We start from the raw sequence: 21,576 nt of genomic DNA on the forward strand, positions 1-21,576 counted from the left end.
GCATGAGCACGACGATCGATATCCTGGCGCCGGTCGAGCAGGAAGGCACGAAAGCCGTCGTTCGCAACTGGCTGAAGCAGGTGGGCGACAAAGTCGCCGAGGGCGACGCGCTTGTCGAACTGGAAACGGACAAGGTCACCCAGGAGGTTCCCGCGCCGTGCGACGGGATCCTGACCGAAATCGGCATGCGCAGTGGAGACGACGCGCAGCCGGGCTCGATCCTGGGTCGCATGGCGCCTCACGTGCAGTCCCTTCCTTCTCGCGCCATGTCCGCCGGGCAGCAGCCCCTCTCCGCTCGGACCGGCATGCATTATTCGCCAGCGGTGCGCCGCGCAGCCGCCGAATACGGCATCGACCCTTCCACGGTCAGCGGTACCGGAAAGGACGGGCGTGTTACGCGGGCGGATATGGACCTCGCCCATGAACACGGAGCCCGCCCGCCTCGTTCCGATTCGACTGCCACCGAGGTCCCCCCGCCTCCAGAAGCCAGGATCGCTGCGCGTGCCGATACAGCCGCTCCGGTGTCCGCCCCCTCGCTGGACGGCAATGCATCGCGAAAGGTCCCGCATACGGCGATGCGCCTTGCCATCGCGGACCATATGCATCGCTCGCTTGCAACCGCCCCTCAGGTGACTGCCGTCGTTGAAGCGGATTTCACGGCGATCATACGTCACCGGGATGCCCATAAGGCCGCCATGAAGGCAGAAGGCGTGAACCTCTCATACACGGCCTACATCGTGGCGGCCTGCGTCGCAGCCATGCGGGTCGTCCCCGAGGTCAACAGCCAATGGCATGCGGACAGCCTGGAGATCTTCGGCGACGTCAATATCGGGATCGGCACTGCGCTGGGCGACATGGGCCTGGTGGTGCCGGTTCTCCGGCAGGCACAGAACCTTTCGCTCCAGGGCATTGCGGCGCGTCTGCAGGACGTGACCGAACGCGCCCGCAGCAACAGGCTGAAGGCCGAGGACCTGAGGGGCGGCACCTTCACGATTTCCAACCACGGCGTTTCCGGATCCCTTCTCGCTGCGCCGATCATCATCAACCAGCCGCAATCGGCCATTCTCGGCGTGGGCAAGCTCGAAAAGCGGGTCGTCGTCCGCAACGTGGACGGGGTCGACACGATCCAGATCCGGCCGATGGCCTACATATCCCTGACGATCGACCACCGCGCGCTCGACGGCCATCAGACCAACGCCTGGCTGGGCGAATTCGTGCGAACGCTGGAGTCCTGGCCCCGATGACGACGACGTTCGATTTCGACGTGCTTGTCATCGGCGCTGGCCCCGGCGGATATGCCTGCGCGATCCGCGCCGCCCAGCTTGGCCTTGCGACCGCATGCGTCGATGCGCGCGATACGCTCGGCGGCACCTGCCTGAACGTCGGGTGCATTCCTTCGAAGGCGCTTCTGACGGCGTCGCACCATTATCGCGCCATCGCCCACGGCGCCTGGTCGAGCTACGGCATCGACGCTGAAAACGTGTCGCTCGATTTCGCAAGGATGATGGCCGCGAAGGATGAAACGGTGCGCGGCCTGACCCAGGGTATCGATTTCCTTTTCAGGAAGCACGGGATCGAGCGGCTGCACGGATGGGCGGAGTTTTCAGGACCGAACCGCGTGTCGATCTCGGGCAAGGCGGTCACGGCGAAGTCCATCGTGATCGCGACAGGGTCCGACCCGTCGCCCTTTCCGTCCGTCGACGTGAACAACGAAGACGGTGTCATCGTCGATTCCACCGGCGCCCTGGCGCTGAAAGCCGTACCGGGGAGAATGGCCGTGATCGGCGGCGGCGTCATCGGCCTGGAACTGGGCTCGGTCTGGAACCGGCTGGGTTCGCAGGTTGTCGTCCTCGAATATCTCGACGACATCCTTCCCGGCATGGATCGGGACATCCGCACGCACATGCGGCAACTCCTTCGCAGGCAAGGCCTCGATGTCAGGACGTCCGTTCAGGTACAAAGGGTGGAGCGGGATGGTGCGTCGGCCGCGATCACGCTGGAAACCGGAGACGCCCTGGAGACGATCGTGGTGGACACCGCCCTGATCGCGACCGGGCGTCGGCCGAATACGTCCCGGCTCCGCCTGGATGCCGTCGGTCTCAAGACCAACGAACGCGGCTTCATACCCGTCGATCGTGCGGCGAAGACCGCGGCACACGGCATCTACGCGATCGGAGACGCCACACAGGGTCCGATGCTGGCCCACCGCGCCGAGGACGAAGGTATCGCCCTGGCCGAACGCCTCGCAGGCATCCCGCGCGACGTTCACCCCGGCATCGTGCCGGCGGTCGTCTATACCGATCCAGAGGCCGCCGGCGTCGGACTGACGGAAGAGACGGCGAAGGCTGCCGCGAACCCGTTTCGTGTTTCAACATTCCCGATGGCCGCAAATGGCCGGGCCAGGGCAAACCGCGAGACCGACGGCTTCGTGAAGATCATCGCCGACGAGAAGACGGACGTGATCCTCGGAGCCCATATCGTCGCCTCCCACGCGGGGACGATGATTGCCCAGATCGCCCAGGCCATGGAATTCGGCGCGACGGCGGAGGACGTCGCCTATACGTGCCACGCGCATCCCACACACAGCGAAGCGATCAAGGAAGCCGCCATGGGTATCAGGAGCCACCCGATCCACGCCTGACGCCACTACACCGCCCTGGCGCAAGGTGCCCATGGCGGGATTCTGGTTTCGACGCATCTGCGCTTGCCACCCACCAAACGCGACCGCACACGCGTGGCCAACAACTTCGAGAAGGAGCCTATATCGGCTCCGTCTTCACGAAGCCATTTGAAATCTCGAAGCGCCTGCGGTGGCTGCGCCATCGAGACGAAATTGTCCGACCAGGTCCCGGAGTCTCCGGGCTTCGGTCGCCAGGGTCATGGAAGCAGCGGTGGACTGCTCCACCATGGCTGCATTCTGCTGGGTCGTCTGGTCCATGGTGTTGATGGCTTTGTTGACCTCGACCAGGCCAACCGACTGCTCCTTGGCCGCCGTCGCAATGGCTGTCATGTGCTGGTTGATACCGGAAATGCGCTGCCCGATCTCGTTGAGCGCAACGCCTGTTTCACGCACGAGCCGCACACCACTGACAACTTCCGCAGACGATGTGTTGATCAGCGCCTTGATCTCCTTGGCGGCCGTCGCCGAGCGCTGCGCGAGTTCACGAACTTCCTGAGCGACGACGGCGAAACCCCTGCCGGCCTCGCCAGCGCGCGCGGCTTCAACGCCGGCATTAAGCGCGAGCAGGTTGGTCTGGAACGCGATCTCATCGATGACGCCGATGATATTTGAAATCTGCTGCGAGGAATTCTCGATCCGCTGCATCGCTGCCTCGGCCTGGCTTACCACGTCGACCGAGCGGACGGCTCCATGGTCAGCCTCGGTCGCAACGGCACGGGCCTCTTCGGTGCGTTTGCTGGAATTGGTCACGTTCGCCGTGATTTCATCGAGCGCCGCGGCGGTCTCTTCGAGCGAGGCCGCCTGACGTTCCGTGCGGTGGGCGAGATCGTTGGCGCCGGACGAAATTTCCTGCGTGCCGCTGTCAATGGCAGCAATGGCCTCGGACATCGCCATCAACGTTCCGCCCAACTGGCTCAGCGACGCGTTGAAGTCATGGCGAAGGCTCTCGAAATCCGGCGAAAACGGCTCGTCAAGCTGGAAAGCAAGATCACCCGAGGCAAGGCGCTTCAGTCCAGTGGCGAGGCCGGACGTTGCAACCCGCAGGCGCTCGGCCGCGTCGGCTTCCGCCTTCTGCTGCGTAGCCAGGCGATCGCTCTCTGCCTGCTGGCGCGCACGCGCAGCATCCATTTCGAGTTCGCGCTTGGCAATGGCCGCCTTGCGGAGCACCTCCACGGCGGCGGCCATCGTCCCTATCTCGTCCTTGCGACCGAGACCGACGCAATTCACATCCGTATCGCCATCGGCGATTTTCACCATGCCTGACGAGAGCTGAAGAATGGGCGCCGTCACAGATCGACGGAAGAAGGCGAAGAGTGCGATGGACAGGATCAGCGTCAGTCCGAGAATGGCTTTCAACGTGTACGCGATGGTATTTGCGGTCTGGGTGCTTCGGTCAGAGATCGATGCAGTGACGGTCTCGATCTGATCGCCGGCTTGCTCCATTGCGCCTTCCAGCGTCGAGAACTGAGCCATGAAATCCGGCAGCCCATTCATCGCGTCGGCCGGAGTTTTCTCCGCTGCCGCCACCATGTTAGTGGCGCTGTCGATATAGGTCAGGAGTGGCGGCTCGACGTCTGCAAGCGCCTTCTGCGTGATGGGGTCTTTCGCCAGCGACTTGTTCTCGTCGATCATGCCGCGGAAGGAGGCGACGTGTTCCGCGAGGTCCGCCTTCACCTGGTCGAAGCTTATGCCGGCGGCAGGATTGGAGGCATGCAGCGCGGCAAGAACATCAGCGCGAAGGGCATCGTGCATCATGTCGGCCTGCATGTGATTGCGAAGAATCTGCCCGGATCGGGCGATGTCGACCGCATTCGTATTCATCGCCGATGCCGACCAGATTCCAACGCCGGCCGAACCTCCCGCGATAAAGAAGATGGCCATGCTCGCAGCAGTGATCTTGTGTTGAATTGATGCCATCGCGCGATCCCCCCAAAGGAGGATTCACTATGTTAGGACTACCTTAATAAGGGGTAAATACACATAATTTTCAGGGGTACATTTCGTGGGTTTTCACCGAGATGGTATTCGGGACTAGAGGCAGAACAGATCGCGCTCTGTCAGCCATCTATGGCTTAACGACACGGAAAGCGCACGCTCTTTGCGACACAGCGCAAGGAAGTCAGAAAACTATCTGTCGCGAGTCTTGAGAAGCTGCCGCGCCTGATAGGTGCGGGCCGCCACGAACAATTCCCAGAGACGGCGGGAGGTGTTCTGCGGTTTGCGGCTGTCGGTCGAACGCATCGTCATGTCCTCGTTTCGCTGACGCGATATTACAGCCTGACCTGCCAGCGATGCTGTGCAGATTGCGCATTGCTGTATTGCCGCCCGCTCGGCGCTTGGCGGGACGGACGACAGGTGGTTTAACAATGCGAACCTTCTGCGGACGATCCCCGATGCACATCCCCATCAAGCCGATCTTCGTCTTCCACACCGCCGCTCGCGCCGGCAGCATCTCGCGTGCAGCCAAGGAACTTTCGGTCACGCCTTCGGCGGTCAGCCAGCAGATTCAGGCTCTTGAGATGCAACTCGGCGTCTCGCTTCTCGCCAAAGCAGGCCGCGGAATCGTGCTGACGGAAGCCGGCGAGCGCTATTTCTCGATGATCGCCGATCAAGTCGAGCACATCGCCGAGGCGACGGCTACGATCAAAGGCTTTCGATCGGTTACAAGCCTCATCGTCCGGGCCACGCCAACCCTGTCAAACAAATGGCTCCTTCCAAGACTGGGGGCGTTCCTCGACCGGCAACCCGACCTGGAGCTCCGGTTGGACGGTACGAACGAGCCGACGGACTTCAACCAAGAAATCGTCGACATCGAGTTGCGGCATGGCGACGGCCGCTGGCCAGGGCTGTTCGTCGAAGGCGTCGCGGAGGAAGAATTCATACCCGTCTGCGCGCCGCATTACGCGGCGGCCGGCAGTCTCTCCGCAGAAGACCTCCCGAAACTCCGCCTCATCCATTCCGCCAAGTCCCAGGCGCAGTGGACCACCTGGTTTCCGCTGGCGGGCGTCACGCCCGTCGATCGCTGGCAGCGCGTTCTGTTCGACCGCAGCCACATGGCGATCGAAGCCGCGGCGCGCGGAATGGGGATCGCCCTCGAAAGCACCTTGATGATGGAGGAGGAACTCGCTTCAGGCCGCCTCGTCTGCCCCCTTGCGTCCTATCCGCCACTCCGGTTGGTGACCCAATGGGTTGTCTGCCCGTTCGATCATCTGCGGCGAAAGAAGGTACGCATTTTTCTCGACTGGCTGCGCGAAGAGCGTGACGCCTGGGCCGCGAAGGGATAGGGATCAGCCGACCGCTACGCCTCGGCGGTCAAGACGGGCAAGAACCTGTACGACGATCTCGTCCGGCGACAAGCGGATATCGAGGTGGACAACGTCCTCGTCTTCTGTCGGCGGTTCCAAGGTCTGCAACTGGCTCTCCAACAGCGATCCGCCGGCAAAGTGGTTCCGGCGGCGGGCGAGACGTTCACAAATCAGCTCCGGGGAACCGGTAAGATAGAGGATCGGAAACGCCCCGATCCTCTCGCGCAGGAAATCGCGGTAGCTGCGTTTGAGGGCCGAGCAAGCGACGATCACAGGCCGGCCTTCCGCGCCGAGCGCCGCCTGCGCAACGGCTGCCAGCCAGGGCCAACGGTCTACATCCGTCAGTCCGATGCCCTGGCGCATGCGCTCGACATTCTCATGACTGTGATAGGAGTCCGCCTCGATGAAGACGCCGCCGCGCGCCGCGGCAAGCCGGCTGGCGATCGCGCTCTTTCCCGTGCCGGCAATGCCCATGACGAGGATGCAAGCCGCCTGCGCCCCTTCTGAACGCAGGCTTTGAGCGGCATTGGTCATGGTCAGTACATTCCCAGAAGCCGGATCGGCCCGAGCGTAAGGAACGGGAAGAGCACCAGGGCAAAGATGGCAAGCGTCAGCACCGCCATCGGCGCCAGCGAACCACGAATGACATCCTCCACCTTCATGTTCGCGACCTGCGCCGCGGCGAACAGGCAGACGCCGACAGGTGGGGTGACCAGCCCGAGCGTCAGCGTCATGACCGTGACGATCAGGAAGTGAATGGGATCGATGCCGAGCGCCTGCACCGGTGGCATCAGCACGGGAATGAGGATGAACATGGCCGGGATCGCCTCCATGAATATGCCGATGATCAGAAGGAAGACGAAGATAACCAGCATACCGGTCACCGGGCCGAGGCTCATGACCTGCATCAGTTCAGCCACTTTCTCCGGCAGGCCGTCATAGGTGAAGATCCAGGCGGCAAGCTGGGAGGTCGCGGCAATGAAGAGGATCGTGCCGGAAATCCGCGCCGTCGAGATGAGGATTTCCGGAATCTCTCGGATCGGAAGCGTGCGGTAGACCAGAAGCCCGAGCACGGCGACATAGACGACCGCGATCGCTGCCGCCTCAGTGGGCGTGAACAGGCCGCTGGCGATGCCGATGATGAGGATCAGCGGGGTGAGCATGGGCAGGATGGCGCGCAGGCCGGTCACCACAACGAGGCGGAAGTTGAACGGCGTCGGCGGATTGTAGCCGTAATGGACCGAGTAGAAATGGTTGAAGACCAGGAACGCGAAGGCGATGAACAGGCCCGGCACCAGGCCGGCGACCAGCAGCGTGCCGATGGAGACGTTGGCGATCGAGCCGGCGATGACGACGAGGATGGACGGCGGAATGATTGAGGAGAGCGTCGCCGTGCAGAGCGTCATGCCGACCGCATAGCCCTTCGGAAAGCCGTGCCGTTCCATCGCCTTGATCTCGATGGCGCCGACGGAGGCGATATCGGCGACCGAGGAGCCGGACACACCGGAGAAGATCACCGACGAGATCACGTTGACATGGCCGAGACCTCCTGGAAGCCAGCCGACGATCGCCTCGGCGAAGTCGAAGATGCGCTCGGCGACCCGGCCGCGCTCCATCACAGTCCCGACGAGGATAAAGAGTGGCACCGCCACGAGCAGGAACGAGTTCATCGAGGAGAACATCGTCTGCGAGAGCAGGTCCATCGGCATGGACGTATAGAGCCAGAGCGTCGCGACACCAGCGAGCGCCAGCGCAACGGCGAGCGGTATGCCGAGCATGCTCAAACCGAAGAAGGAGATGAGGAGAAAGAGCGACATGGATCAATGTCCCGATGAGATGGAGATGTCGGCATGGGCGCTTTCGCCCACCGGCAGGCCGAGTTCAGGAAGCGCGATAAGGTCGCGGCGGCTGCGCAGGGAATCGAAGATCGCCAGGATCGCGATGACAGCGGAAACCGGCATCACCATGCCGATGACCCACATGGGAATGGGCAGCGTCGCAGCGATCTCGCTCATCATGATCTGCTGGCGCACCAGCGTCAGCCCGGTCCAGCCCATCATCCCGAAGAAGAAGACCGAGGACAGGACATAGATCGGCACGGCGAGATGCTGGAAGAGCCGGCGTGCCATGACGAGGAAGACGACGACGCGCGCGCTTTCGACGGTCCGGAACCCGGCAGCAAGTCCGAGGAACACCATCCAGATGAAGAGAAAGCGTGTCGCTTCCTCGGTCCAGGGAAACGGATGCCCAGCAAGGCGGCCGACGACCTGGATCAGCACGACGACCAGGATGCCGAAACAAGCGGCGCCTGCCGCGACATCGGCAATGATCTTCACGAAAGTACCGAGCGGGGAACGCAGGGGAGCACGCATGGAAATGCCTTTCCGCAGGAATGAGACCGAAGCCGGATAAGACGGCACCTTGCCCGAAAGCAAGGTGCCGGTCGGGGCCTCAGTTCGTCTTGGCGAAGGACTGGGTGCGATCGAAGAAGGACTGGTCCTTCACGAGAGCCGCGAATTTCTCCGACAGCCCGGCCGCGACCTGTACGAAGGCCTCGCGCTGCTCATCGGTCAGCTCGTTGACCTCCATGCCATTCGTCTTGAGCGTTTCGAGCGACTTTGCGATATCCGCGGCGTCGTTTTCTGCCTTCCAAACCTCGGCTTCCTTAGCAGCGTCCTGCAAGGCGGTCTTGAAGGCGTCGCTGAGACCTTCATAGCGCGCCGGGTTCATGCCGAGCACCCAGGCATCGGCGATGTGGTTGCTGATCGTCGCGTACTTCTGCACTTCGAACAGGCGGGCGCTGACCGGAACGTTGAGCGGGTTTTCCTGTCCGTCGACCACCTTCAGCTGCAAGGCATTGTAGACTTCTGCAAAGGCCATCGGCGTGGGCGCAGCACCCATCGCGCCGAAGAATTCCACCCAGAGCGGGTTGTTCGGAACGCGCAGCTTCATGCCCTTGAGATCGGCCGGCGCGGTGATCGGCAGCTTGGAATTGGTGATCTGGCGCAGCGGACGGGACCAGAGATCAAGGCCGAGAATGCCGATATTGCTGAGATCGCCCTCCAACTCCTTGCCCAGATCGCTGTCGAGATAGGCGCGCAGTTGCTCGATGTCGCGGAACTGGTAGGGGATGGCGATGGCCGTGAACTTTGGATTGAAGGTGGCGTACAGCGAGGTCGAGTTCAGCAGCATATCCAGCGAGCCACCGGCAAGCTGCTTAACGCCGGCCGACGGATCGCCGCCATAGAGCGTGCCGTTTGGGAACACCTTGATGGTGAGTTCGCCGTTCGTCTTGGCCGAGACCAATTCGGCGAACTTGTTGGCGGCAAGGGTGATCTCGGATGTATCGGCATCCGGCGTCGAAAGCGTCAGGGTTTCAGCCACAGCAAGCGACGCCGAGAAAAGGGTCGCCGCTGCGACGAGGCCGCGAATGGTCATGCGTTTCATGTCAAATCCTCCCAAAAAAGTTGATGTCAGGCACAAGCCGTCGGTTTCGCGGTCTCGTTCATGCGCCGAAGTTCAAGAATGATTCCGCTATGATCCAGATCACCATCGCCGTTGTCGACCATGGTCTGGTAGAGCCGGTCGACCTCCTCGCCGACCGGTAGTCGCAATCCACGGCTATGGGCAAAGGCCAGAGCCGTGGACGTATCCTTCACCTGATATTTCGCAGGCCCGCCGGGCCGGAAATCGCCCGTCACCATTCTCAGCCCGTGCTGGCGGAAGATGGTGGAGTCGGCAAAACCGCCAAGCAGCGCCTCACGGACGCGGGCCGGGTTCGCGCCGCCCCGTTCGGCAAGCGTCAGGGCCTCGGCAACCGCGCAGATCGTCGAGGCGACGATGAGCTGGTTGGCGAGCTTCGTCAGCGCGCCGCTGCCGGCCGGGCCGACACGCGTCACCCGGCCGAGACAGGCGAACACAGCGGAAAGGGCGGCAACATCTGCCTCGGCACCGCCCGCCATGATGGCGAGCGTGCCCTCCCGTGCTCCCTTCTCGCCGCCGGAAACCGGGGCGTCGCTATAGGCCAGCCCCCGTTCGACGGACCGCTCGCCGATCAGCACTGCCGTTTCCACCGGAATAGAACTCATGACGACAAGCGCGGCTGCGGGTTTCATCGCGGTCACCACACCATCACTACCGAGAAGCACGTCCTCGCAGACCGGGCCTGCGCTGAGCATGCAGATCACCACGTCGGCCCCGGCGGCAGCTTCCGCGGCCGAGCCTGCAATCGCGATGCCGCGGGACGACAGCGCATCCGCCTTGTCCCGCGTCCGGTTCCAGGCGATCACCTGAAAACCCGCATCGGCCAGCCGCCCGGCCATCGGGCCTCCCATGATACCGGTTCCGATAACGGCAATCCGTTTCACGACGTCGGCCATGGTGTCCTCCCTTTACGGATAGCGACGCTGGAGGAAACGGACGGGCCGCTCCTCCAGGATGAGGGGCGGGAACGCCCTGCGGAACCGGTCGAGATGCGGCGTCTGCAAATGGGCGTCGAAGGCCTCGCGGCTGTCATAGACCTCGTAGAAGACGACGATGCCGCCCTCTCCTTCAGGCTGAACGACATCGAACTGCCGGCACCCCGGCTCGTCCGCCACCGAATGCGCCGCATCGTCGCGCGCGGCCTCCAGAAACTCCGCAAGCCTTTCCGGCCGCACGCGGAACTCGGCAATGACGACGAAAGCGTTCATCTTCCCGTCCCTCCCTGCGCCATCAGGCCGCTGCGTCCTGGCCGGGGCGGAAGCGCTCTTCCATCTCCTGGCGCAGCGTCACAACATCGAGATCGTTGACGATCTCCACATCGTCGAAGCTGACGATCTGGTCCTTCTTGATCGGCCGCTTGAGCTTGACGTTGTGGGCAAGGCCGATCGGCAGCGCCTTGAGATCAAGGCTGCGCGTTGCCGGAATGGCGTTCGCCCATACGGCGTAACCGCCTTCGCCGTCCAGCATCTCGCCGGGCTGCATGTCCTTCTTGGCGGTCGCCACGGCATCGCCGCGGAACTCCTTGGAGCAGCCGGTCGGCTCGTTGCGCAGCACCGTGGAGAGGACGCTGACCGAGGTCTCCAGGCCGATGATGTGGAACGGGCGCCACATGGAGGCGTACCAACCCGACGGATCGGTCAGGAGGCCGTATTGCTTGAAGCAGGCGCGGGCATATTCGTTGTGCGCCTTGAAGGTGACGAAGACGCCATAGCGGATGTTGTTGAACACCTCGCGGCCATCCGGCTCCTGGCTCGCCGCGATATCGACGAGACCGGACCGGGCCATGCGGCCGCCGTCGCTTGCGGGGCGGAAGACGCGGGCGAGGTCATGCAGGCCGGCCGGCGGGAAGGCAAGGCCATCATCGGGGCAATCGAGGCCTGTGCCGTTGGCGACGGCCGCCATCTCGATCGCCGCCTTGGTGCCATCGGTAAAGGAGTTGTAGAGCTTCGGGTTGAGGTTGTCCGCGGCGACCTGTTCCTCAGTCCAGCCAAACAGGCCCCACACCGTATCCGGCGTGGAATAGCGGTAGCGCGGCTCGAAATTCATGCCCTTGCCGGCCGCGGTAATCTCGAAACCGGTGGCGCGCGCCCAGTCGACGAGTTCGCAGATCAGCGCCGGCTGGTCGCCATAGGCCATGGAATAGATGACCCCGGCGGCGCGGGCCTTTTCCGCGAGGATCGGGCCGACCATCACATCGGCCTCGACATTGACCATCACGACATGCTTGCGGCTCTCGATGGCGCCGAGCGCGTGACGCGTGCCGGCGATCGGGTGGCCGGTCGCCTCGATGACGCATTCGATCTCGTCGCAGCCGAAGATCGCATTGACGTCGTCGGTTACGAAGGTCTGGCCGGTCTTCAGCGCGTCGCCGCAACTCTGCGCCTGATAGCGCTCCTTGGCCCAGCCGACGCGCTCCATGGATTCGCGTGCCTTGGCGACATTGAGATCGGCCACGGCCACCATATGAAGGCCGGAGATGCGCTGGACCTGAGCTAGGACCATCGAACCGAACTTGCCGGCGCCGATCAGCGCCACACGAACGGGACGGCCATTGGCCGCGCGCAGGGAAAGAAGAGAATAAAGGTTCATCGACACGTCCTCAGCTAGGGGATGATTGTGAGGAGTGTCCCGCTGAAGTGGACGCATCGACGAGCACGCGGCAGCGCCAAGCGCTCCACCGGTCGCAGTCATCAGAATGAGCCTTGTCTCCTCCGGGGAAGGCGAACCCGCCGCCACTCCCAGCCGCCTCCCGAGCAGCTTGGAGAAGAAGGTAAGCTCAATGAGAACTTAGCTCAATTTAGAAAGTCGAACACATTTGTTAGATTTTCTAAGCATTCTACTCGGTGTAGCCTCTTGAGTATCCCTGCCCCGATCGACACACGAGAACGAACCTGCCGAGCCGTTCGACGTCGTATAAACCGAATCCAATACCGCCTTGATGCAGAACGCGGCCTTCATCGGTAATGAAACAGGTTTTAATTTGGTTTCTAAGCTCTTGATTGGGATTCCAACCAACGTCGCACTCGGACTGAGTAGAGATTGCCACCTCCAAATCAACCTTCAAGGCAATGACGCGACCGCTGGCGCCGAATACTGATCCTGTTGCCTGGCAATTCCGAGGAGCCATTTGTGGAACCTTTGGCCGAACGGCTTTTCAAGAGCGGTCCTGTCCCAGGCGAGATAGTAGCTTTCGGAAAGCTTCATGCGAATGTCGAAGGGAACGATCAAACTGCCCGAGGCAATCTCGTCCTGCACCATGGAAACCTGTGCAAGTACAAATCCGCGCCCATTGGCGGCCGCGTCGATGGCGCTGCTCGACAAGGTAAAAGAAAGGCCGGAAAAGGTCTGCCGGCCATCGGCGTCGATGAGGTTTGCCCAGTCCTTCCATTGCGGCGATGCCTTGTAGTCTGCCTCCCATTCCACATTGAGCAGGGGAAATGTGAGGATGTCCTGCGGACAGCGCGGAGCGCCGTTTGCAATGAGCGCAGGCGAACAGACGGGCACGACCCAGTCGGTGAACAAGGCCGCCACGTGTTCGTGGGCATAGGAGCGCCGGCCGTAGGTGATGCGGAAATCCACCTCCTCGGCGCCGAGGCGAGGCTCCTGCTCCTGGCCGAGAATGCGCACATTCGAGCCCGGACAGAGTGATTGCCAATCGAAGATCTTGCGGCTGACCCAACGGCTGGCGACCGAGGACAGGGCGCTGAGCACGATGCCGCTTTCGTTCCGCGCACGCGTCAGGACGTTGGCGGCATGGGAAAGCTGCTGAAAACCCTTCGCAACCTCACGATAATAGAGCCGTCCCCAGGACGATAATTCCACCCGCCGGCCGCGCCGCTCCAGAAGCGTCAATCCAAGACACTGCTCCAGATTGCGCACCAGCTGGCTGACGGCTCCCGGCGACACGCCCAGGTCTTCCGCGGCAGCACTCACCGAGCCGCATCGTCCAATAGCTTCAAAGGCCTGCAAGCCGCGCAAGGACGGGTTCGACATCGTTGCACATTCCTCCACCGACGCATCCCAATTTAGATTTTCTAAAATAGAACGCAGTAGCTGGCAACTTGTTGGCGCCGGGAAAACAACGAACATTCGCTTATCAAAACGCAAGGAGAGCGAGATGTTTCTCAAGAATGCCTGGTACGTCGCGGCCTGGGATCACGAGGTAAGCCGCGAGCTGAAGCCCGTCACCATCCTCGGCGAAAAGATCGTTCTTTACCGCCTGCAGAATGGTCAGGCCGCCGCGCTGGAGGATGCCTGTCCCCATCGCAAACTGCCGCTCTCCATGGGCCGTATCAAGGGCGACGACGTGGAATGCGGCTATCACGGCCTGACCTTCGACTGTTCGGGCACCTGCACGCGCGTTCCGGGTGCAGAGCGTATTCCCCATGTCGCCAAGGTGCGTTCCTACCCCGTCCACGAGCGCTACGGCCTGCTCTGGATATGGATGGGCGAGGCGGAGAAAGCCGACCCGAAGGACATTTTCGAGGTGGAGTATTTCGACGATCCGGCCTGGGGCATCAATCGCGGCGAGTCGATGACGCTCAACTGCAACTACCTCTACATGACCGACAACCTGCTCGATCCGTCCCACGTCGCCTGGGTCCATCAGTCGTCCTTCGCAAGCTCGGCCTGCGAGGAAACGCCGCTGGAGACGACCGTGAAGGACGATGGAGTGACCGTTTGGCGCTGGATGATCGACTCCGAACCGGCGCCCTTTTATGCCCCCTTCCTGCAGTTCGAAGGCAATACGGACCGCAAGCAGCACTATGAGGTCCGCTATCCGAGCAACGCCATCATCAAGGCGATCTTCGCCCCGGCCCACACGGGCGGTGAAGGCCGCGCGCTACCGGAAAACACCTTCCTCATGGACAGCTACAACTTCATGACGCCGGTCGATGAGAACCGTACCAAATACTACTGGTTCCAGATGCGCAATTTCGCGCCCGACGATGCCAAGGTTTCCGAGAGCTTCGCCAAGTCGGTGCGCGGCGCCTTCGAGGAGGACCGCGTCGTGCTGGAGGCGGTCCATCACGGGATGGCGAATAAACAGACGCCGAACCTCGACCTGAAGATCGACGTCGGCCCGATGCGCTTCCGCCGCAAGCTCGCCCAGATGATCGCCGCCGAAGCGCAAGCCGGGCCTGCCACCGCAGCGGCTGAGTAAGGATCGCCCGAATGCTGGACGCCGCGGCCTCGCGCTTCCGCCCCTTCGAAGTGATCTCGAAGGTGCGCGAAAGCGCCACCATCACATCTTTCCGACTTGCCCCTCTCGACCGGCAGCAATGGCGGCCGTTCGAGGCCGGACAGTTCCTCACGATACGGGTTCCCGATAGGAAGGGTGGCCATGTCCTGCGCAACTATACGGTCTCCTCGTCCCCGCGCGAGGAAGGCACGTACCGGATCACCGTGAAGCGTGAGGCCGCACCGTCGCAGGACGTGCCGGCGGGTGTGAGCTCGTGCTGGCTGCATGACGAGATAGAGCCCGGCGCCGTCGTCGAAATCGACCTGCCGCGCGGCGCCTTCAAGCTGGACACCGCGAGCCGTCGGCCCGTCGTGCTGCTTTCCGGCGGCGTCGGGCTGACGCCCACGGTCTCGATGCTCGATGTGCTGGCACGGGAAAGCAACCGGCCCGTCTGGTTCATCCACGCCTGCGACAGCGGAGCCGTCCATGCCCTGCGCGGCGAGGTCGAACAGCTTGCCGCCCTCAGGTCCGGCATCACCGTGCATTTCTGCTACCGCTTCGCGGACAGCGCCGACCTCGACACGATGAGATGCCATTCCGAAGGCTTCCTGACGCGCGCCACGCTCCAAGAGCTTCTGCCGCTCGACGATTACGACATCTACATGTGCGGCCCGCCCCCTTTCATGCAGGCGCTTTATGGCATCCTCACCGGCCTCGGCGTCCGCAAGGAACGTATCGCCTATGAATTTTTCGGCCCGGCAAGCCTTCTCACGGAAGCCGCGCAGACAACACCGCAACCCGTGAAACCGCCGGCGGCCGACCAATCCCCCGCAGGCGACGGACCTCATATCGTTCTTCAGAAATCCGGGCGCAGGCTCGCCTGGGACGGCACGAGTGAATCCATCCTCGCCTTCCTGGAGGCACAGGGCATCGAGCCGGAATTCTCCTGCCGGGCGGGGGTCTGCGGAACTTGCGAACAGGGCCTCGTCTCCGGAGAGGTCGACTATTTCGAGGAGCCGCTCGACGTGATCCCAAAAGATCGGGTGCTGCTGTGCTGTACCCGACCGAAATCCTCGCTCGTGCTCGATCTGTAGCGACTGTGAACAAGAGGCTGCGGCCTGAACCCGGGGTGCCTCGCACCCCAAGGAGAACCCGTGACGAAAATGCTCCGAGACGAAATTCCGCTCAATCCGCATGTCGCCGGGCTGCCGCCCTATAATGCCGGCATGAATATCGCCGCCGCGCAGAAGCACAGCGGCCGGCAGGACATCGCCGCTCTTGCCAGCAATGAGAACCCGGACGGCTGCTCGCCGAAGGTCGCCGCCGCTCTCGCCGGCCTCAATCCGGCGCGGTACTGCGATCCGGCCTGCACGGCGCTGCGCACGGCCCTCAGCCACAAGCTCGATGTACCCGCGGACCGCATCGTCGTCGGCAACGGCTCGGAGGAGATGATCGCTGCGGTATGCCGCGCCATTCTTCGTCCCGACGCCTTCGTCGCGACGCTCTGTCCCGGCTTCGGCCTGCACGAGATCGAGGCGCTTGCCAACGGCGCGCGGGTCGAGAAGGTTGCCATGCGGGCGGACCTCGATTTCGACATCCCCGCGATCGTGGCCATGCTTGCGCAAAAACCGGCGATCTTCTTTCTCTCGTCGCCGTCCAATCCCGTCGGGCCGGCGCTCGACCGTGACGGCCTCACGCGCATTCTCTCGGCGGTTCCGCCACAAACGTTGCTCGTGCTGGACGAGGCCTATTTCGAGTTCACCGACGACGGCATGCCCGACGGACTTGCCGCCCTCGCAAAGACCGATCTCTCCTGGGTGGTGCTGCGGACCTTCTCCAAGGCCTACGGGCTTGCCGGCCTGCGCGTCGGTTATGCCGTGACGTCGGACCTGCGTCTGGCGCGCACCATGACCGCCGCCAAGACACCGTTCAACGTCAATGCAGCCGCACAGACCGCCGCTCTTGCTGCGCTGGAGGACGAAGCGTGGATGCGTGCATCGGTCGCCGCACTGAAGCAGGAACGGCGACGGGTCTCCCAGCGCGTCGCAGCCCTCGGCTTTCGCGTCGCCGGATCGCAGACGAACTTCCTCTTCATCGATGTCGGTTGGGACAGCCGGGCGGCACTGGATCACTTCCTGTCGAAGGGGATCATCATCAAGCCGTGGAAGGAAGCCGGCTACGAAACCTTCATCCGCATGACGATCGGCAGCCGCTCCGAAAACGACCGTTTCATCGAGGCGCTGAGCGCTCTCGCCAAGGAGTGACACGCCGAAGCGCTGCTCCAATCTGACAAGACAGAACAGGGGCCGATCCACGGTCCAGGGAACGAACCATGAGCGCAAACGCAAGTCTGCCCAAAGCGAACCGGGAGCCACATCGCATGTCCTCATTGACGCCATCCGGCCTGTTTTCGGGCGGCTATTCCGCTCTTCGCACCCGGTTCCTCGCCGCCGCGCGCACCGCCGGGGCGAGCCTCGTCGAATATCTGCACCCGCTGCACGGTCCCGATGGCGAGCGGCTTGCGACCGATGTCGCCTATCTCGGACGCAACGATGCCAGCAAGCTCATGGTGCTCATTTCTGGCACCCATGGGGTCGAAGGTCCGTTCGGCTCGGCCTGCCAGACCGCCTGGCTCTCCCAGAACACACCCTGGCAGCTTCCCGACGATACCGCCGTCCTCGCAATCCACCTCATCAACCCTTGGGGCACCGCATGGTCGCGCCGGGTGAATGAAGACAATGTCGATCTCAACCGCAACTTCATCGACTGGCAGCAGGCGCCGCCCAAAAACGAGCGCTATGGCGGGCTGCACGGCGCGCTCGTCTGTCCCGCGCTGGAAGGGCCGGCGCATGACGCGGCCATGGAGGCCTATGAGGAGGCCAAGCGGCGTTCCGGCGGCTATGCCGGCCTTGCTCCGATCATCGAAGCCGGCCAGTACGACTTTCCGGATGGATTGTTCTATGGCGGCGACGGCCCCGTCTGGTCCAACCGCACCCTGATCGACATTCTCACGACCTTTGCACAGCAGGCAGCCGAGGTGGTCGTTTTCGACCTGCACACGGGTGCCGGTCCCTACGGTTACCCGGCGCTGCTGTCCGTCGCCGAAAGCGAGCATGCCGGCCTGGATTGGGGACGCGGCATCTTCGGCCCCGCCCTTTCCATCGTCGTCACCGGCGCAAACGCGACCACGGATACCGGCATTGCCGCGACCGCGAACGGCTATGTTTCAGCGGCCGTGCGAACCGCGCTGCCGAAGGCCCGTGTCCTGCCGCTTGTGGTCGAATGCGGCACGCTTGATGGCGCCACCGTTTCGGACGCTGTGCAGGCCGACAACTGGCTTCACCTGTTCGGCAAGGTCGACACGCCCCTCGGCGGCAGGATCAAGGAAACCCTGCGCACCGCCTTCATTCCCGAAGACGCAGACTGGCAGCGCACATGCCTTGCCGCATCGCTGCGCCATTTCGACCGCGCCTTCGCCGACCTCAAGGCGGTCGGCGGTGCCGGCCCGGAAAAGACCGTTCCGGCAGCAGCGGCTGTGGCCGTTGTTGCCCATCCGGACGTCAACGGCCCGAGGCTAACCGAACGGCCGGCGATCGAGGTGCACGGCATCCACAAGCGCTTCGGCATCCTGCCCGTGCTGAACGGCGTCAGCGTCTCCGCGCAGCCGGGCGAGGTCGTGTCGATGATCGGCTCCTCCGGCTCGGGGAAAAGCACCTTCCTCAGGTGCATCAACCTGCTCGAACAGCCGAACGACGGACGCATCGTCATCGACGGCGAGGAAATCCGCATGAAGAAGACGGCGGACGGCAATGCCGTTCCGGCCGACATGCGGCAGGTCGAGCGCATCCGTTCGCGGGTCGGCATGGTGTTCCAGAACTTCAATCTCTGGCCGCACATGACCGTACTCGAAAACATCGTCGAGGCGCCGCTGCATGTGCTGAAGGAAGAGCGGCAGGCGGCTGTCGATCACGCCCACGCTTTGCTGAAGAAGGTCGGCCTCTCCGACAAGCACGCCCAATATCTCGGCCAGCTCTCGGGCGGCCAGCAGCAGCGCGCCGCCATCGCCCGCACGCTTGCCATGCGCCCGAAACTCATCCTGCTCGACGAACCGACCTCCGCGCTCGATCCCGAGCTGGTCGGCGAGGTGCTGCGGGTGATCCGGCAGCTGGCCGAAGAAGGAAACACGATGATCCTCGTGACGCACGAAATGCAGTTCGCGCGCGAGGTCTCGCACAAGATCCTCTTCCTCCATCAGGGAAAGGTGGAGGAAGAGGGTGCCCCGGCGGAGGTTTTCACCAATCCGCGCTCCGAACGCATGCGCCAGTTCCTGGCCCGAACGTTCTGACAGCCGCCGGCCTCACCCAACCAACAACGAAGCTCAACATGGGGAACCAGAACATGAAGCTGAAAAGTCTGCTGCTCGCCACGCTCTTTGCCGCCGGCCTCACCACGGCACAGGCCGCGGAAGGCGAATTGTCGATCGGAACGGAAGGCGCCTATCCGCCATGGAGCATGGCCGATGCCGTCGGCAACGTCACCGGCTTCGATGCCGATGTCGGCAACCTGCTCTGCGCCAAGCTGGAGATGAAGTGCCAGTTCGTCGTGCAGGCCTTCGACGGCCTGATCCCGGCGCTGAAGGCAAAGCGCTTCGACATCATCATCTCGGGCATGTCGATCACCGAAGACCGCAAGAAGGAGATCAACTTCTCCATCGGCTATGCCGAACTCGCCAACATGTTCGTCGCGCCGAAGACGTCGGACCTTGCCGGCATCAAGGATTTCGACAGCCTGATCAAGGCGCTCGACGGCAGGAAGGTCGGCGTACAGGCAGGAACGACCCATGCGCATTATCTCGAGAAGAACGCGCCGAACGCCGATCTGAAGACCTATGACACGCTCGACCAGATGCAGATCGACCTCGCCAGCGGCCGCATCGATGCGGCCTTCTCCGACAAGTCCGCGCTGGATGACTTCCTCGCCAAGCCGGAAGGCAAGGATTTTCAGCTGGTCGACGTCAAGATCGCAAGCTCTTCCGATGCGACGCTCGGCGAAGGCATCGGTGTCGGCATCACCCAGGAAAACACCGAGCTGAAGGCCCGCATCGACAAGGCGCTCTGCGAACTGGTCGCCGACGGTTCGATCGGCAAGGCGAGCCAGACCTGGTTCAAGACGGATATTTCCCGTCCCTGCAAGTAACGCCGACATGGCGTCTCCCGGACAGCTTCCGGGAGACACCGCCTCCGACAGGACAATAGACAGGTTTGGGCGGATCCGATGGAATTTGGATTATGGCAGGTATGGGAGGGCGGCTGGATCGCCGCGATCCTGCGCGGCGCGGCGATCACCATTGCCGTCGGCGTCGCGAGCATGGCCTTCGGCATTGTCATCGGCATTGCCTGCGGCCTGATCAAATGGGCGCGGCTCTTCCCGTTGACGCTGGCGGTGGATTTCTACACGTCGATCGTGCGCGGCGTGCCCGAACTCCTGATCATCTATCTTCTCTTCTTCTCCTCCGTCGAATTCGTGGGGCAGGTCGCCGCCGCCTTCGGCTATGAGGGACTGGCCGGCAACGGCTATGCCTTCGTCATCGCCGTCATCGCGATTGCGGCCATATCGGGCGCCTATTCCACCGAGGTCGTGCGCGGCGCGCTTGCCGCCATTCCCGGAGGCCATATCGAGGCCGCCCGCGCGCTCGGCATTCCCGGCAGACGCATCTTCCGCCGGATCATCGCACCGCAGATGCTGCGGATTGCCGTGCCCGGCATGAACAATGTCTGGCAGACCACCATCAAAGACACCGCCCTCGTCTCCGTCGTCGGCCTGCAGGAATTGATGCGCGCCGCCTTCGTCGGCGCCGGCTCCACCCGCCATCCCTTCATTTTCTATTTCATCGCGGCTGTCGTCTATCTCGTCATCACGCTGGTCAGCCAGGGTGGTTTCGACCGGATCGAGCGCCTTCTGCGCCCCCGCACGAGGACATAGGCCATGGATCTCGATCTCATCCAGCTAGCAGTTCCAACCCTTGCCAAGGGATTGTGGCTGACCGCCATCCTGACGCTGGCCGCCGTCGCCGTCGGCTTCAATCTCGGCCTTGCGCTCGCCGTCATGCGGCTTTCGAAAAACCGGTTCGTCAGCGGCTTCGCCAAGGGCTACAGCACCGTCTTCCGGGGAACGCCGCTGCTCGTCCAGCTCTTCCTCTTCTACTACGGCCTCGGCCAGATTGCCGTCGTACGGGACAATCCCGTCCTCTGGTGGATCATCGGCGATGGCGTTCATTGCGCCGTGATGGCGCTGGCGCTCAATACCGCCGCCTACACGTCGGAAATCCTGCGCGGCGGCCTCCTGTCGATCCCGGGCGGCCTCGTCGAGGCAGCACAGGCCTGCGGCATGTCACGGCTCCTGTGCTTTCGCCGGATCACGTTCCCGCTGGCCATAAGGCAGGCCCTGCCGGCCTATGGCAACGAGCTCGTGCTCGTCGTCAAGGGAACGAGCCTTGCCTCGACCATCACGGTCCTCGAAATCACCGGCCATGCGAAACGCCTGATGAGCCAGACTTACGCGATCCTCGAGGTCTTCGCCATCGCCGGCATGCTCTACCTTCTCATCAATCTGGTGCTGATCACCCTCGTCCGGCTGCTTGAAGCCCGCCTGACGCGCTACTTGCCGCGATAGCCAAATCTCTGAAACGACCGACACACTGGAAGGAAAAGACCATGGACGTACGCGCCGCCGTTGCCGTTCAGGCTGGAAAGCCGCTTGAAATCATGACCGTGCAGCTGGAAGGCCCGCGCGCCGGAGAGGTGCTGGTCGAAGTCAAGGCGACCGGCATCTGCCACACGGACGACTTCACGCTGTCGGGCGCAGACCCGGAAGGCCTCTTCCCGGCCATCCTCGGCCATGAGGGCGCGGGCATTGTCGTCGATGTC

General features: G+C 63.0%; 20 protein-coding genes. 11 read left to right on the top strand and 9 right to left on the bottom strand.

The window, feature by feature from the left end; all coding sequences use genetic code 11:
- The first annotated feature begins 2 nt into the window (after positions 1-2).
- Positions 3-1,244, top strand: coding sequence for a dihydrolipoamide acetyltransferase family protein (locus V8U06_RS17255; protein ID WP_427141693.1), 1,242 nt, complete (start codon positions 3-5; stop codon positions 1,242-1,244).
- Positions 1,241-2,641, top strand: a complete 1,401-nt coding sequence (gene lpdA / locus V8U06_RS17260) for a dihydrolipoyl dehydrogenase (protein WP_427141694.1) — start codon at positions 1,241-1,243, stop codon at positions 2,639-2,641. Before V8U06_RS17255 ends, lpdA begins: the two co-directional genes overlap by 4 nt.
- Before the next feature lie 135 nt (positions 2,642-2,776).
- Here the strand turns inward: lpdA and V8U06_RS17265 are convergent, their stop codons facing one another.
- Complete coding sequence (locus V8U06_RS17265) at positions 2,777-4,597, bottom strand: methyl-accepting chemotaxis protein (protein WP_427141695.1); 1,821 nt, start codon at positions 4,595-4,597, stop codon at positions 2,777-2,779.
- A 476-nt stretch (positions 4,598-5,073) separates the two neighbouring features.
- On the opposite strand from V8U06_RS17265, the gene V8U06_RS17270 reads away from it, so the two are divergent.
- Positions 5,074-5,964: a LysR substrate-binding domain-containing protein gene (locus V8U06_RS17270; RefSeq protein ID WP_427141696.1), complete on the top strand. Its 891-nt coding sequence runs from the start codon at positions 5,074-5,076 to the stop codon at positions 5,962-5,964.
- Between the two features lie 3 nt (positions 5,965-5,967).
- On the opposite strand, the gene V8U06_RS17275 is transcribed toward V8U06_RS17270, so the two are convergent.
- The 8 genes from V8U06_RS17275 to V8U06_RS17310 all read right to left on the bottom strand — a co-directional run bounded on the left by V8U06_RS17275 (position 5,968) and on the right by V8U06_RS17310 (position 13,461).
- Positions 5,968-6,519: a gluconokinase gene (locus V8U06_RS17275; RefSeq protein ID WP_427141697.1), complete on the bottom strand. Its 552-nt coding sequence runs from the start codon at positions 6,517-6,519 to the stop codon at positions 5,968-5,970.
- A gap of 2 nt (positions 6,520-6,521) precedes the next feature.
- A complete protein-coding gene (locus tag V8U06_RS17280; protein WP_427141698.1) occupies positions 6,522-7,802 on the bottom strand; it encodes a TRAP transporter large permease in 1,281 nt (426 codons plus the stop codon).
- Between the two features lie 3 nt (positions 7,803-7,805).
- On the bottom strand, positions 7,806-8,357 hold the full coding sequence (locus V8U06_RS17285) for a TRAP transporter small permease (protein ID WP_427141699.1): 552 nt from the start codon (positions 8,355-8,357) through the stop codon (positions 7,806-7,808).
- Between the two features lie 79 nt (positions 8,358-8,436).
- The gene (locus V8U06_RS17290) at positions 8,437-9,432 is read right to left on the bottom strand and encodes a DctP family TRAP transporter solute-binding subunit (protein WP_427141700.1); all 996 of its coding nucleotides are present in this window, start codon (positions 9,430-9,432) and stop codon (positions 8,437-8,439) included.
- A gap of 26 nt (positions 9,433-9,458) precedes the next feature.
- Positions 9,459-10,364, bottom strand: a complete 906-nt coding sequence (locus V8U06_RS17295; RefSeq protein WP_427141701.1) for an NAD(P)-dependent oxidoreductase — start codon at positions 10,362-10,364, stop codon at positions 9,459-9,461.
- A 12-nt stretch (positions 10,365-10,376) separates the two neighbouring features.
- Positions 10,377-10,676, bottom strand: coding sequence for a putative quinol monooxygenase (locus V8U06_RS17300; protein ID WP_427141702.1), 300 nt, complete (start codon positions 10,674-10,676; stop codon positions 10,377-10,379).
- A gap of 22 nt (positions 10,677-10,698) precedes the next feature.
- On the bottom strand, positions 10,699-12,057 hold the full coding sequence (locus V8U06_RS17305) for an NAD(P)H-dependent oxidoreductase (protein ID WP_427141703.1): 1,359 nt from the start codon (positions 12,055-12,057) through the stop codon (positions 10,699-10,701).
- A gap of 471 nt (positions 12,058-12,528) precedes the next feature.
- Positions 12,529-13,461 (bottom strand): LysR substrate-binding domain-containing protein, encoded by a 933-nt coding sequence (locus V8U06_RS17310; RefSeq protein WP_427141704.1) that lies wholly within the window; start codon positions 13,459-13,461, stop codon positions 12,529-12,531.
- A gap of 124 nt (positions 13,462-13,585) precedes the next feature.
- Between V8U06_RS17310 and V8U06_RS17315 the strand changes: the two genes are divergently transcribed.
- The 8 genes from V8U06_RS17315 to V8U06_RS17350 form a co-directional block, all read left to right on the top strand.
- Positions 13,586-14,632 carry a Rieske 2Fe-2S domain-containing protein gene (locus tag V8U06_RS17315; RefSeq protein ID WP_427141705.1) on the top strand — a complete coding sequence of 349 codons (1,047 nt, stop codon included), beginning with the start codon at positions 13,586-13,588 and terminating at the stop codon, positions 14,630-14,632.
- 11 nt (positions 14,633-14,643) lie between these two features.
- Positions 14,644-15,744 (top strand): 2Fe-2S iron-sulfur cluster-binding protein, encoded by a 1,101-nt coding sequence (locus tag V8U06_RS17320; RefSeq protein WP_427141706.1) that lies wholly within the window; start codon positions 14,644-14,646, stop codon positions 15,742-15,744.
- A 69-nt stretch (positions 15,745-15,813) separates the two neighbouring features.
- Positions 15,814-16,914, top strand: coding sequence for a histidinol-phosphate transaminase (gene hisC, locus V8U06_RS17325; RefSeq protein ID WP_427141718.1), 1,101 nt, complete (start codon positions 15,814-15,816; stop codon positions 16,912-16,914).
- Between the two features lie 116 nt (positions 16,915-17,030).
- The gene (locus tag V8U06_RS17330; protein WP_427141707.1) at positions 17,031-18,995 is read left to right on the top strand and encodes a DUF2817 domain-containing protein; all 1,965 of its coding nucleotides are present in this window, start codon (positions 17,031-17,033) and stop codon (positions 18,993-18,995) included.
- 53 nt (positions 18,996-19,048) lie between these two features.
- Positions 19,049-19,846 (top strand): transporter substrate-binding domain-containing protein, encoded by a 798-nt coding sequence (locus V8U06_RS17335; protein WP_427141708.1) that lies wholly within the window; start codon positions 19,049-19,051, stop codon positions 19,844-19,846.
- 78 nt (positions 19,847-19,924) lie between these two features.
- On the top strand, positions 19,925-20,632 hold the full coding sequence (locus V8U06_RS17340; RefSeq protein ID WP_427141709.1) for an ABC transporter permease: 708 nt from the start codon (positions 19,925-19,927) through the stop codon (positions 20,630-20,632).
- A 3-nt stretch (positions 20,633-20,635) separates the two neighbouring features.
- A complete protein-coding gene (locus V8U06_RS17345) occupies positions 20,636-21,322 on the top strand; it encodes an ABC transporter permease (protein WP_427141710.1) in 687 nt (228 codons plus the stop codon).
- A gap of 41 nt (positions 21,323-21,363) precedes the next feature.
- Positions 21,364-21,576, top strand: a 213-nt coding sequence (locus V8U06_RS17350) for an alcohol dehydrogenase catalytic domain-containing protein (RefSeq protein ID WP_427141711.1), incomplete at its 3' end; no start/stop codon positions are given.

This window comes from Shinella sp. G-2 (assembly GCF_050172695.1).
Lineage (GTDB): Bacteria > Pseudomonadota > Alphaproteobacteria > Rhizobiales > Rhizobiaceae > Shinella.

Bases quoted from the DNA above. Each gene is read 5' to 3' on its own strand.
- V8U06_RS17305 (WP_427141703.1), bottom strand. From the start codon at position 12,057: ATGAACCTTTATTCTCTTCTTTCCCTGCGCGCGGCCAATGGCCGTCCC.
- V8U06_RS17270 (WP_427141696.1), top strand. From the start codon at position 5,074: ATGCACATCCCCATCAAGCCGATCTTCGTCTTCCACACCGCCGCTCGC.
- V8U06_RS17345 (WP_427141710.1), top strand. From the start codon at position 20,636: ATGGATCTCGATCTCATCCAGCTAGCAGTTCCAACCCTTGCCAAGGGA.
- V8U06_RS17295 (WP_427141701.1), bottom strand. From the start codon at position 10,364: ATGGCCGACGTCGTGAAACGGATTGCCGTTATCGGAACCGGTATCATG.
- V8U06_RS17290 (WP_427141700.1), bottom strand. From the start codon at position 9,432: ATGAAACGCATGACCATTCGCGGCCTCGTCGCAGCGGCGACCCTTTTC.
- V8U06_RS17330 (WP_427141707.1), top strand. From the start codon at position 17,031: ATGTCCTCATTGACGCCATCCGGCCTGTTTTCGGGCGGCTATTCCGCT.
- V8U06_RS17265 (WP_427141695.1), bottom strand. From the start codon at position 4,597: ATGGCATCAATTCAACACAAGATCACTGCTGCGAGCATGGCCATCTTC.
- V8U06_RS17310 (WP_427141704.1), bottom strand. From the start codon at position 13,461: ATGTCGAACCCGTCCTTGCGCGGCTTGCAGGCCTTTGAAGCTATTGGA.
- hisC (WP_427141718.1), top strand. From the start codon at position 15,814: ATGCTCCGAGACGAAATTCCGCTCAATCCGCATGTCGCCGGGCTGCCG.
- V8U06_RS17275 (WP_427141697.1), bottom strand. From the start codon at position 6,519: ATGACCAATGCCGCTCAAAGCCTGCGTTCAGAAGGGGCGCAGGCGGCT.
- V8U06_RS17320 (WP_427141706.1), top strand. From the start codon at position 14,644: ATGCTGGACGCCGCGGCCTCGCGCTTCCGCCCCTTCGAAGTGATCTCG.
- V8U06_RS17315 (WP_427141705.1), top strand. From the start codon at position 13,586: ATGTTTCTCAAGAATGCCTGGTACGTCGCGGCCTGGGATCACGAGGTA.
- V8U06_RS17285 (WP_427141699.1), bottom strand. From the start codon at position 8,357: ATGCGTGCTCCCCTGCGTTCCCCGCTCGGTACTTTCGTGAAGATCATT.
- V8U06_RS17335 (WP_427141708.1), top strand. From the start codon at position 19,049: ATGAAGCTGAAAAGTCTGCTGCTCGCCACGCTCTTTGCCGCCGGCCTC.
- V8U06_RS17300 (WP_427141702.1), bottom strand. From the start codon at position 10,676: ATGAACGCTTTCGTCGTCATTGCCGAGTTCCGCGTGCGGCCGGAAAGG.
- V8U06_RS17280 (WP_427141698.1), bottom strand. From the start codon at position 7,802: ATGTCGCTCTTTCTCCTCATCTCCTTCTTCGGTTTGAGCATGCTCGGC.
- V8U06_RS17255 (WP_427141693.1), top strand. From the start codon at position 3: ATGAGCACGACGATCGATATCCTGGCGCCGGTCGAGCAGGAAGGCACG.
- lpdA (WP_427141694.1), top strand. From the start codon at position 1,241: ATGACGACGACGTTCGATTTCGACGTGCTTGTCATCGGCGCTGGCCCC.
- V8U06_RS17340 (WP_427141709.1), top strand. From the start codon at position 19,925: ATGGAATTTGGATTATGGCAGGTATGGGAGGGCGGCTGGATCGCCGCG.